The sequence below is a fragment of the Variovorax sp. genome (genome assembly GCF_965279555.1).
In the GTDB taxonomy this organism is placed as follows: Bacteria; Pseudomonadota; Gammaproteobacteria; order Burkholderiales; family Burkholderiaceae_C; genus Variovorax.
On the sequence record NZ_OZ257247.1, the window covers coordinates 1,349,724 to 1,361,105 of the forward strand.

At 68.0% G+C, this 11,382-nt stretch carries 9 protein-coding genes; 8 read left to right on the forward strand and 1 reads right to left on the reverse strand.

The features are described 5' to 3' along the window. Positions 1-40: 40 nt before the first annotated feature. From ACQY8B_RS06615 to cydX, 8 genes are all read left to right on the forward strand, one after another. A complete protein-coding gene (locus ACQY8B_RS06615; protein WP_422085962.1) occupies positions 41-1,831 on the forward strand; it encodes an acyl-CoA dehydrogenase in 1,791 nt (596 codons plus the stop codon). A 79-nt stretch (positions 1,832-1,910) separates the two neighbouring features. Further along, positions 1,911-2,873: an NAD(P)H-dependent flavin oxidoreductase gene (locus tag ACQY8B_RS06620; RefSeq protein ID WP_422085963.1), complete on the forward strand. Its 963-nt coding sequence runs from the start codon at positions 1,911-1,913 to the stop codon at positions 2,871-2,873. Positions 2,874-2,932: 59 nt separating this feature from the next. After that, the gene (locus ACQY8B_RS06625; RefSeq protein ID WP_422085964.1) at positions 2,933-4,045 is read left to right on the forward strand and encodes an acyltransferase family protein; all 1,113 of its coding nucleotides are present in this window, start codon (positions 2,933-2,935) and stop codon (positions 4,043-4,045) included. A 155-nt stretch (positions 4,046-4,200) separates the two neighbouring features. Then, entirely contained in the window at positions 4,201-5,889 is a 1,689-nt protein-coding gene (gene cydD, locus ACQY8B_RS06630) for a thiol reductant ABC exporter subunit CydD (protein ID WP_422085965.1), read from the forward strand. Next, complete coding sequence (cydC, locus tag ACQY8B_RS06635; RefSeq protein ID WP_422085966.1) at positions 5,886-7,601, forward strand: thiol reductant ABC exporter subunit CydC; 1,716 nt, start codon at positions 5,886-5,888, stop codon at positions 7,599-7,601. The genes cydD and cydC overlap by 4 nt, the downstream gene beginning before the upstream one ends. Positions 7,602-7,646: 45 nt before the next feature. After that, positions 7,647-9,266 (forward strand): cytochrome ubiquinol oxidase subunit I, encoded by a 1,620-nt coding sequence (locus tag ACQY8B_RS06640; protein ID WP_422085967.1) that lies wholly within the window; start codon positions 7,647-7,649, stop codon positions 9,264-9,266. After that, on the forward strand, positions 9,263-10,417 hold the full coding sequence (gene cydB / locus ACQY8B_RS06645) for a cytochrome d ubiquinol oxidase subunit II (protein ID WP_422085968.1): 1,155 nt from the start codon (positions 9,263-9,265) through the stop codon (positions 10,415-10,417). The genes ACQY8B_RS06640 and cydB overlap by 4 nt, the downstream gene beginning before the upstream one ends. Positions 10,418-10,435: 18 nt before the next feature. Next, positions 10,436-10,585: a cytochrome bd-I oxidase subunit CydX gene (gene cydX, locus ACQY8B_RS06650; protein WP_081267010.1), complete on the forward strand. Its 150-nt coding sequence runs from the start codon at positions 10,436-10,438 to the stop codon at positions 10,583-10,585. 54 nt (positions 10,586-10,639) lie between these two features. Here cydX and ACQY8B_RS06655 read toward each other — a convergent pair whose 3' ends face one another. Continuing rightward, positions 10,640-11,224 carry a GbsR/MarR family transcriptional regulator gene (locus ACQY8B_RS06655; RefSeq protein WP_422085969.1) on the reverse strand — a complete coding sequence of 195 codons (585 nt, stop codon included), beginning with the start codon at positions 11,222-11,224 and terminating at the stop codon, positions 10,640-10,642. Positions 11,225-11,382: the final 158 nt, after the last annotated feature.

The window sequence follows — 11,382 nt, forward strand, 5'->3', positions numbered from 1 at the left end:
GCGATGCCCTTTTCGTATCCGCTGTATCTGGAGACAAGACATGAGCTACACCGCCCCCATCAAGGACATGCTGTTCGACATCGAGCACCTGGCCAACATCGGCGAGATCGCCAAGCTGCCCGGCTTCGAGGACGCCGGCCTCGAAACCGCGCAGGCCGTGCTCGAGGAATGCGCCCGTTTCAACCAGGACGTGGTGGCGCCGCTGAACATTGCAGGCGACCGCAACCCCTCGTCGTTCAAGGATGGCGTCGTCACCACCACGCCGGGCTTCAAGGAAGCCTTCGCGCAGTACGTGTCGGGCGGCTGGCAGGGCCTGCAGCATCCGTCGGACTTCGGCGGCCAAGGCCTGCCCAAGACCATCGGTGCGGCCTGCGGCGAGATGCTGAACTCGGCCAACATGAGCTTCGCGCTGTGTCCGCTGCTGAGCGACGGCGCCATCGAGGCGCTGCTCACGGCCGGCTCCGACGAACTGAAGGCGGTGTACCTCGAGAAGCTCGTGAGCGGCCAGTGGACCGGCACGATGAACCTCACCGAGCCGCAGGCCGGCAGCGACCTGGCCATGGTGCGCAGCCGCGCAGAGCCGCAGCCCGACGGCACCTACAAGGTGTTCGGCACCAAGATCTTCATCACCTACGGTGAGCACGACATGGCCGAGAACATCGTGCACCTGGTGCTCGCCCGCGTGACCGGCGCGCCCGAAGGCGTGAAGGGCATCAGCCTGTTCGTCGTGCCCAAGTTCCTCGTGAACAAGGACGGCTCGCTTGGCGAGCGCAACGACGTGCACTGCGTGAGCATCGAGCACAAGATGGGCATCAAGGCCTCGCCCACCGCCGTGCTGCAGTACGGCGACCATGGCGGCGCCGTGGGCTACATCGTCGGCCAGGAGAACCGCGGCCTCGAGTACATGTTCATCATGATGAACTCGGCCCGCTACGCCGTGGGCATGCAGGGCATCGCGATTGCCGAGCGCGCCTACCAGCACGCCGTGGCCTATGCCAAGGACCGCGTGCAGAGCCGCCCGGTCGATGGCTCGATCAACGCCAGCGCACCGATCATTCACCACCCTGACGTCAAGCGCATGCTGATGACGATGCGCGCCTACACCGAAGGCTGTCGCGCAATGGCCAGCGTGGCCGCCGCCGCCTACGACGCCGCGCACCACCATCCCGATGCCGACGCGCGCAAGCAGAACCAGGCCTTCTACGAATTCATGGTGCCGCTGGTCAAGGGCTACAGCACCGAGATGAGCCTGGAGGTGACATCGCTCGGCGTGCAGGTGCACGGCGGCATGGGCTTCATCGAGGAGACCGGTGCCGCGCAGTACTACCGCGACGCGAAGATCCTCACCATCTACGAAGGCACCACCGCCATCCAGGCCAACGACCTCGTGGGCCGCAAGACCGCGCGCGACGGCGGCCAGACCGCGAAGGCGATTGACGCTCAGATCGAGAAGACCGAAGCCGAACTGGCCAAGAGCGACAACCCTGCAGCGGTTGCGGTGCTCAAGCGCCTGAAGGCCGCGCGCCTGGCTTTCATCGACGTGGTCGACTTCGTGGCCGGGCAGACCAAGGCATCGCCCAACGCGGTGTTCGCCGGCAGCGTGCCCTACCTGATGCTCGCGGGCAACCTGGTGGCCGGCTGGCAGCTCGCGCGCTCGCTGATCATTGCGCAGGACCTCGCTTCGCGCAGCTTCGACACCGACTTCATGCTGGCCAAGGCAGCCACCGCGCGCTTCTACGCCGAGCACATCCTGAACAAGGTGCCTGGCATTCGCGACAGCATCGTCGACGGCGCCGAGAGCGTCACCGCCCTGGCGCTCGACGCGTTCTGACGCGCGGCCGCTGTCGCCCATCTGACGGGCTGCAGCGGCCCCTCTCTCTTATAAAACCGAACCCATTTCCGGAGACGACATGTCCAAGCTGCCCCCCGTACTCGCGAACCTGCCGCTGCCGATCATCGGCTCGCCGCTGTTCATCATCAGCAACCCCAAGCTCGTGATTGCGCAATGCAAGGCAGGCGTGGCCGGCTCGATGCCCGCGCTCAACGCGCGCCCCGCGGCGCAGCTCGAAGAGTGGCTGATCGAGATCACCGAAGAGCTGGCTGCCTACAACAAGGCCAACCCCGACAAGCCTGCAGCGCCCTTCGCCATCAACCAGATCGTGCACAAGAGCAACGACCGGCTCGAGCACGACATGGAGATGGTCGTGAAGTACAAGGTGCCGATCGTCATCACCTCGCTGGGCGCGCGCACCGACGTGAACGACGCGGTGCACAGCTACGGCGGCGTGACGCTGCACGACATCATCAACAACAAGTTCGCGCAGAAGGCGGTGGAGAAGGGCGCCGACGGCATCATCGCGGTGGCGGCCGGTGCCGGCGGCCACGCGGGCGTGAAGAGCCCGTTCGCGCTGGTGCAAGAGATTCGCCAGTGGTTCGACGGCCCCATTGCGCTGTCGGGCTCCATCGCCACCGGCGGCGCGGTGCTCGCTGCGCAGGCCATGGGCGCCGACTTCGCCTACATCGGCACCGCCTTCATCGCGACCGAGGAAGCCCGTGCCAGCGAGGAGTACAAGCAGGCCATCGTCGACGGCAACTCGGACGACATCGTCTATTCGAACCTGTTCACCGGCGTGCACGGCAACTACCTCGCGCCGAGCATCGTCAAGGCCGGCATGGACCCGGCCAACCTGCCGGAAGGCGACCTCAAGACCATGAACTTCGCGACCGGCGACGGCAGCAAGGCCAAGGCCTGGAAAGATATCTGGGGCTCGGGCCAGGGCATCGGCGCCGTGACCGAAGTGGCCAGCGCCGCGGCCTTCATCGAGAAGCTCAAGCGCGAGTACCAGGAAGCAAGGCAGCGGTTGGCGCTTTGACCGCCGTCGCGAACGGCGCGGCGCCTGTCGCCCGGGCGCCGTCGCCATCGGCGGGTCGCATGCCGCTGCTCGATGCGGCAAAGGGCATTGCGTGCGCCGTGATCGTCGGGCATCACCTGTCGCGCTACGGCCCCATGCCGGCCGGCGCGTATGCGCTCGCGCCCGATTTCTTCGCCTGGCTGTCCAACGAGGGGCGGCTTGCGGTGCAGGTTTTCCTGGTGATCGCAGGCTTCCTGGCGGCGGCAAGCCTGGCGCCCGACGGCATGCTGCGCGTCGACCGGCCGGTCGCGCGCATCCTGCAGCGCTATGGGCGGCTGGTGATGCCGTACCTGGCCGCGCTCACCGTGTGCGTGCTGGTTGCAGCAGTCGTGCGGCCGTGGCTCGATGAGGAAGTGGTGCCCGCGGCACCCACCTTCGGGCAACTGGTCGCGCATGGGTTGCTGCTGCAGGACCTGATGGGCTATGAGTCGCTGTCTACCGGCGTCTGGTATGTGGCCATCGACTTCCAGCTGTTTGCGCTCGCGCTTGCGCTGGTGGGCCTGCCAACCATGCTGCAGCGCTCGACCGGCGCGGCGCCCGCCAGCCTGTCGGCGCGCTGGTTGCCGGTGGCGCTGGTGCTGGGGCTGGCCGTGGCATCGCTCGCGCTGTTCAACCGCAACGCGGGGCTGGACGACACCGCTTTCTATTTCTTCGGCACCTACGGCCTGGGCATGCTGGTGTTCTGGATCGGCCGTGCCACGCGCTTCAGCACCTGGCAGGGCGCGGTCGCGATGCTGGCGCTGGTGGGTGCGGGCGCGCTCGCCATCGACTGGCGCAGCCGCATCGCCACCGCGCTGGTGACGGCGCTGCTGATCGCCATCGCGCAGCGCCGGCACTGGTTGTCGCCGGCGCACTGGCCGGCGCTGGCAGTGCCGTTGCAGCGGCTTGGGCGCATGTCGTACTCGCTGTTCCTCATTCACTTCCCGGTGCTGCTCGCCATGAACGCAGCGGTGGCGAATGCCGGGCCGCACGGCGCGTGGTTCGATGCTGCCGGCCTGGCCGCGACCTTCGGCCTGTCGATCGCAGCGGCTGCGCTCCTGTACCGCTGGGTCGAGGCGCGCCCGGCCTCATGGCGCGGCGTGTTCATGCTTTTTGCCGCGTTGCTGGTCAGCGGAATAGCCGTTTCTCATTAGCCGGGGGGCGCCCCGCGCGGGGGCCCGCGCTGAATCTTCCCGAACGTGTTGCGTTCGAGCGCCGGACCGTGCAGTCTGCGGGCTCGTCAGTCGCTCCCGTCTCCGGTATGATTGTGGAAATTTCAGTAAATACTGAAAATCCAAGAAAACAAGGAATGGCCCAGCACTCGCACCCCCGATCGCCGTTGAAGGCTTTCGCTTCGCCCGACGTCGGCGGAGTGGTGCAAGGCGCCGCCGCGTTGCTCTGGCTGCCGCAGGCGGCACTGCTGGCTATGGCGGTGCAGGGGCTGGCGTCGGTGCAGGGCCTTCGCGCGGTGTGGCTGCCGGCCGGCGCGATTCTGCTGCTGGGTTTGCTGCGCGCCGCTTGCGAGGCTTGGGGCGCACGCCGGACTTTCGGCCGCGCCCGGGCCCGGCTCACCGCATTGCGCGCACTGACGGCCGAGGCATTGGCCGGCGGATCGCCGCTGGACCGGGGCCGCGCGCCTTCGGGCCAGGCGGCCAGCGTGCTGGCCGAGCAGGCGGAGGCGCTGGTGCCGTACCTCGTGCGCTACCAGCCGGCGCGCTGGCGTGCCACGGTCGTGCCGGTCTTCATTCTTTGCGCTGTGGCTTGCTTCTCGTGGGTGGCCGCGCTGGTGCTGCTGGTCGCGGCGCCGCTGATCCCGATCTTCATGGCCATCGTCGGCTGGCGCGCCAAGGCCGCGAGCGAGGCGCAGATGGTCGAGATGGGCAGCATGAACGCCTTCCTGCTTGATCGCCTGCGCGGCCTGGCGACGCTGCGCGCGCTCGATGCCGTCGATGCCACGGCGCACCGGCTGGGCGATGCCGCGCAGTCGCTGCGCGTGCGGACGATGTCGGTGTTGCGCATCGCATTTCTCTCGTCGGCCGTGCTCGAGCTTTTCTCGGCGCTGGGCGTGGCGATGGTGGCGGCGTATGTCGGTTTCCACCTGCTGGGCTCGCTCGGCTTCGGCACGTGGGGGCGAACGCTGAGCCTGGGCGAGGGGCTGTTCGTCCTGCTGCTGGCGCCGGCTTTCTTCGAGCCGCTGCGCGAGCTGTCGGCGGTGTGGCACGACCGGGCGGCCGGTGAGGCGGCACTGCAGGCGCTCGACGGGCTGCAGCAAAAGACGCTGCCGCTGCCCGGCGCGAGCGCGGCGCTCAAGCGTGCGGCCGCGGGTGCTGCCGCTAACGCCCCCGCCGTCGCCATCCACGGCCTGCATTTCTCCTGGCCGGGTGAAACGAATCCGGTCTTCGACGGCCTGGAGCTTCGCGTCGCAGCCGGTGAACACATCGCGCTGGCCGGGCCCAGCGGCTCGGGCAAGACGGCGTTGCTGTCGCTGCTTGCGGGCCTCGTGCCGGCGACGCACGGCGAGATTTCAATCGGCGGCGTCGTGCTCACCGATCACACGATTGCCGCGCTGCGCCAACGCATGGCGTGGATGGGACAGGCGCCGCACGTCTTCGCTGGATCGGTCGAGGCCAACGTGGCCCTGGGCCGCGAGGATGTCGGCACGCCCCGCGTGGCCGAGGCCATGCGCTTCGCCTCGCTCGACGCCGTGGCGCAGGCGCATCCCGGCACGGCGCTGGGCGAGGGCGGGAGCGGCCTCTCCGGGGGCGAAGCCGTGCGGCTCGCGCTGGCCCGCATCGCGGTGCATCCGCACGCCGACCTGTTGCTGGTCGACGAGCCGACCGCGCACCTCGATTCCGAGACCGCCGCCCGCGTGGCCGACGCCCTTGCCGAACTGGCACGCGGCAAGACGCTGATCGTCGCCACGCACGACCCCGTGCTCGCGGCGCGCATGGACCGCGTGGTGAGCCTCGGCGCCGAAGCCATGGAGAAGGCCGCATGAACGCCCGCAGAACCAACACCGCGCAGTGGCGCGAACTGCGGCTCGTGCTGCGCCCCTTCTTCGCCGAACAGCCCCGCGCGCTGCTGCTGGGCGGCCTGCTTGCCGCCGTCACCGTGCTTGCGGGCATGGCGCTGCTCGGCCTCTCCGGCTGGTTCATCACCGCCACCGCGCTGGCCGGTTTGCATGCGGCCACCGCCTTCACCTTCGACGTGTTCATGCCCTCGGCCGGCATCCGGCTGCTGGCACTGGGCCGCACGGCTTCTCGCTATGGCGAAAGGCTCGTCACGCACGACGCGACCTTCGGCGTGCTCGCGGCGCTGCGCGTGCGCCTGTTCCGCGGCTGGGCCAGGCCCGAGGCGGCGCGTGCGCTGCTGATGCGTCCGGCACGGCTGCTGTTCCGCCTCACGTCGGACATCGATGCGCTCGAATCGCTTTACCTGCGCCTGCTGGTGCCCGCTGCCGCCGCGCTGGGTGCGGCATTGCTGGCGGGCGTGGTGCTCGGCTTCATGCATGCGGCGATGGGCGCGGCGCTGGCGCTGTGGCTCGTGGTCACCGGCTGGGGCATTGCCTTCCTGGTGGCGCGGCGCGCGCGTCGGCCTGCCGTGCGGCGCGCGCATGCCATCGAAGCCTTGCGCGCCCGTGCCGTCGACCTTGTCGCGGGCCAGACCGACCTGGTGATGGCAGGCCGCATCGACGCGCAGCGCGAGGCGCTGATGCGCGCCGACGCACGACTCGCCAAGGCCGACCTCGCGTTGAACCGGCTCGAGGCGGCTTCCGGCTTCGCCTACGGCAGCGCGGGCACGCTGACCCTCGTGGGCGTGCTGCTCATCGTTGGAATGCTCGTCAGCGAGGGCCTGATCGGCGCACCGGCGGCTGCGTTGGCATTGCTGGTGGCGCTCACGGCAACCGAGCCTTTCGCGGCGCTGCGCCGTGGCGCGCTCGATGCCGGACGCACCTGGCTTGCGGTGCGGCGTCTCGCCCCACGCATGGCTTCTTCGGCAGACGATGCGGCCGCGACAAAGCCCGAAGGCGGGGAGCCTTTCGCGCTGCAGCTGAAGCACGTCAGCGTCACGCACCCCGGCAGCCGAACAGAGGTCTTGAGCGACGTGTCGCTGACCTTGCGCGCCGGCGAGCGCGTCGCGGTTGTCGGCGCGAGCGGCGCTGGCAAGTCCACCTTGCTGGCTGCCGTCGCCGGCGAACTCACGCCGCAAGCCGGCCATATGAGCGCACAGCCCGCCTGCCTGCTGACCCAGCGCACCGAACTCTTCCAGGACAGCCTGCGAGACAACCTCCGCCTGGCCGATCCCACCGCAAGCGACGAGCGTCTCTGGGCCGTGCTGCAAGCCGCAGGCCTCGATGCCGACGTGCGTGCCCTCTCGACCGGCCTCGACACCCGCCTCGGCGAAGGCGGCCTGGGCCTTTCCGGCGGCCAGTCGCGCCGGCTCGCGTTGGCCCGCCTGCTGCTGCGCCCCGTGCCGCTGTGGCTGCTCGACGAGCCGACCGAGGCGCTCGACGCCGCCGTCGCGCACGACGTGCTGCAGCGCCTCGCGCAACACGCCGGGGCGCGCACCCTGCTGATCGCCACGCACCTGCGCCGCGAAGCCGCGCTGGCCGACCGGCTCGTGTGCATGCGCCACGGCCGCATCGTTGCCGACCTTCGCCGCGGAAGCGATGCCTTCGACGCCGCGCTGCGCGGCCTGCGCCCGGATTGAGCCGAAAGAAAAACAGAAAACAGGGAACACAAAGGAAGAACCCCCATGGACCTCGACATCGTTGCGCTATCGCGCCTGCAGTTCGCCGTCACGGCGCTGTACCACTTCCTGTTCGTGCCGTTGACGCTCGGGCTTTCGATCATCATCGCCATCATGGAGACGGTCTACGTGATGACCGGGCGCGTCATCTGGCGCGACATGACGAAATTCTGGGGCGTGCTGTTCGGCATCAACTTCGCGATGGGCGTGGCCACCGGCATCGTGATGGAGTTCCAGTTCGGCATGAACTGGAGCTACTACAGCCACTACGTCGGCGACATCTTCGGCGCGCCGCTGGCCATCGAAGGGCTCATGGCCTTCTTCATGGAGGCGACCTTCGTCGGGCTGTTCTTCTTCGGCTGGGACAAGCTCTCGAAGGTGGGCCACCTGATCGCCACCTGGGCCGTGGCCATCGGCTCCAACTTCTCGGCGCTGTGGATTCTCATTGCCAACGGCTGGATGCAGAACCCCGTGGGCGCGGCCTTCAACCCGCAGACCATGCGCATGGAAGTGACCGACTTCGCCGCCGTGCTGACCAACCCGGTGGCGCAGGCCAAGTTCGTGCACACCGTGTCGGCGGGGTATGTGTGCGCCGCCGTGTTCGTGCTGGGCGTGTCGGCCTGGTACGTGCTCAAGGGCCGTCACCTCGAACTGGCCAAGCGCTCGATGACCGTCGCGGCCTCGTTCGGCCTGGCCGCCGCGCTGTCGGTGGCGGTGCTCGGCGACGAGAGCGGCTACCTCTCGGGCGAACACCAGAAGATGAAGCTCGCCGCCATCGAGGCCATGTGGGAAACGCAACCCGCGCCCGCCGCCTTCACCGTCATCGGCTTTCCCGACCAGGAGGCGCGCGAGACGCACTACGCCATCCACATTCCCGGGGTGATGGGGTTGATCGGCACACGCTCGCTCGACACGGTGATGCCCGGCATCGACGAGCTCGTGAAGCGCGCCGAGGTCCGCATCCGGGAGGGCCTGAAGGCCTACGACGCGCTGCAGAAGATCCGCGAGGCGGGCGGCACCGGCAAGGTGACGCAGGGCGTGCGCGGGGACTTCGAGGACAACGGCATCAACATGGGCTATGCGCTGCTGCTCAAGCGCTACGTGGACGACCCGCGCCAGGCCACCGACGAGCAGATCACCAAGGCCGCATGGGACACCGTGCCGCAGGTGGCGCCGCTGTTCTGGCTGTTCCGCGTGATGGTGGGCATCGGCATGCTGCTGATCCTGCTGACGGGCACCTTCTTCGTGCTCTCGGCGCGCCGCAAGCTCGACAGCTACCGCTGGCTGCTGAAGCTAGCGGTGTTCGCTATTCCGCTGCCGTGGATCGCCATCGAGTCGGGCTGGCTGGTGGCGGAGTTCGGCCGCCAGCCATGGGTGATCGAAGGCGTGCTGCCGACCGCGGTGGCCGTGTCCAACCTGGGCGTGAAGACGCTGCTGCTCACGCTCGCGGGCTTCATCGCGATCTACACCACGCTGCTCATCATCGAGATGAAGCTGATGCTCAAGGCCATCCGCAAGGGGCCTCAAGCCGAGCATGCGCCCGACGAGGGCGACACGCTCTCGCACATTCCGCCGGCCCACGCGGGCGCGGCCATTCCTTCGCCTTCCACCGGGAGCGCAGCATGACACTCCACACACTCCTCGACTACGACACCCTGCGCTTCATCTGGTGGCTGCTGATCGGCGTGCTGCTGGTGGGCTTTGCCGTGACCGACGGCTTCGACCTGGGCAGCGGCATGCTGCTGCCTTTTGCGGCGCGCAACGACATCGAGCGGCGCGTCGTCATCAACAGCGTGGGGCCGCTGTGGGAAGGCAACCAGGTGTGGCTGATCCTGGGTGGAGGCGCGGTCTTCGCGGCGTGGCCGCAGCTGTACGCCGTGTCGTTCTCGGGCTTCTACCTGGCGATGTTCGTGATTCTCACGGCGCTGATCCTGCGGCCGGTGGCCTTCAAGTTTCGCAGCAAGCGCGAGTCGCCGCAGTGGCGCGCGCGCTGGGACTGGGTGCTGTTCTTCAGCGGCTTCGTGCCCGCGCTGATCTGCGGCGTGGCTGTTGGCAATGTGCTGCAGGGCGTGCCGTTCCGCTTCAACGCCGACATGCACATCTTCTACGACGGCGGCTTCTTCGGCCTGCTGAATCCGTTCGCGATCCTGTGCGGGCTGGTGTCGGTGGCAATGCTGGTGATGCACGGCGCCTCATGGCTGCTGCTGAAGACGGCGGGGCCGGTGGCCGAGCGTGCACGCACCTACGGCATGGTTGCCGCCATGCTCACCATCGCGCTGTATGCGCTGGCCGGCGTGCTGCTGGCCACGAGCATCGGCGGCTACCGCATCAGCAGCGTGATCGATGCGGTGGGGCCGTCCAACCCGATGCTCAAGACGGTCGAGCTGCATGCCGGCGCATGGACCGCCAACTACGCGGCGCATCCGTGGACGCTGGCGGCTCCGGTGGCCGGCTTCGTCGGCGCGCTGGGGGCCTTGCTCGGCCTCGCGCTGCGCCGCCCGGTGCTCGCGTTGCTGACTGCGGCGCTCGGCATCGCCGGCATCATCCTGAGCGTGGGCGCGTCGATGTTCCCGTTCATCCTGCCGTCGTCGATCGACCCGCGCGCGAGCCTCACGGTGTGGGATTCGTCGTCGAGCCACCTCACGCTGTTCATCATGCTGGTGGTCACGGCCTTCTTCATTCCCATCATCGTGGCCTACACCAGCTGGGTCTATCACGTGCTCTGGGGCAAGGTCGACGAGCAAGCCATCCGCGACGAGAGCGGACACGCCTACTGAACGAACGGAGGAAAAAGTATGTGGTACTTCGCCTGGATCCTCGGCCTGCCGCTGGCAGCCGCTTTCGCCGTACTCAACGCCATGTGGTACGAACTCATGGACGACGATGCCGTGCGCAAGGCCAAGCTCGAGACGCCTGAATCGTCGCAAGGACAGGAGCGGCTCTAGCCCTCGGGGCGGCAGGGCCGCCCGTCCGCAGCAGAACCCGCGGTCCCGGCAGCGTCAGTCGGCCGCGGGATTTTTCTTTTTCGACGCGCCGCCGGTGATCCGGTCCTTGAGCGTCAGCACCTTCGTCACCGTCGCGCCCATGCCCATGAGCTTCATGGCGGTCTCGGGCGCGAGCCGCTGAACATCGTCGAACCACTTCATCAGCCGGTCGATAAGGTCGTGCATCTCGCGCATGCGCTCCTGCGCGTGGCGCTCGGCATCGCTCGTCGGTGATTCGAGCAGGGCGTTGCGCAGCATCGAGAGCGTGGGCTCGATCTCGCGGCGGCGCCGCTCCTCGGCCAGCACGCGGAAGATTTCCCACACATCGGAAGGCGCCTCGAAGTATTCGCGCCGGTCGCCTGCGTGGTGTCGCAGGTGCACCAGCCGCCAGGCCTGCAGTTCCTTCAGACCCATGCTGACGTTCGAGCGCGAGAACTCGAGCAACTCGGCAATTTCGTCGGCGTTGAGCGCGCGCTCCGACAGAAAGATCAGCGCGTAGATCTGCCCGACGGTGCGGTTGATGCCCCATTTGCTGCCCATTTCGCCGAAGTGGGCGACGAACTGGCGGTTGAGGGGCGGGAGGTCTGAAGAGGTGGCCATGGGCCGGATTGTCGCGCCGGGGCGTGCTGTATTTCCGGAAGTTTCCGAAAACTCGGGAAGCCCGAAAGGTTAACGAATAACCAATATTGGTTATATCCAGGAAGCAGTTAGTTAACAAAAATAAACAATCACTGACCACTTGCACTTCGTTGGTGCAT